Below are 392 nucleotides of genomic sequence, written 5' to 3' on the forward strand. Positions count from 1 at the left end.
ATCGTTGGCTACGGCCGTACCGCTGACGAAATGCTGTCACGCCAGCAATATCAAACGGTTTATACCGTGCAATGACATAGCGAGCGGACTGCCCGCGATATCAGGGGCCCAAGGGGTGGCTGCAGGAACCCTTAGCGCAATGCCGGGTTCAAGTGGTGCTCAAGGTAGTTTGGAATAGACTAGTAAAACCTGCGCACCGCTGTAAGAAAACACCAGATCATCGGCATTGTTGAGGGTGTTATCAGGTCCGGGCATCACAATCACAATTTGTGACTGGCAGCTTGAGCCTACCAGTGTGTCACCCCGGATATAGCGGATAGCGCCACCCCATGGCGAAATGAGTGCGGATGCGGGAAGACCAAGTGGCGCATTCGCAAAGCTGCCGACCTGGA

1 protein-coding gene is annotated in these 392 nt (G+C 54.8%); it reads right to left on the reverse strand.

Annotated elements, in window-relative coordinates; translation table 11 throughout:
- Positions 1-159: 159 nt before the first annotated feature.
- Positions 160-392: hypothetical protein (locus tag PZA18_RS25825; RefSeq protein ID WP_284103475.1), on the reverse strand; the 233-nt coding region annotated here is incomplete at its 5' end.

This window comes from Parachitinimonas caeni (assembly GCF_030129945.1).
In the GTDB taxonomy this organism is placed as follows: domain Bacteria; phylum Pseudomonadota; class Gammaproteobacteria; order Burkholderiales; family Chitinimonadaceae; genus Parachitinimonas; species Parachitinimonas caeni.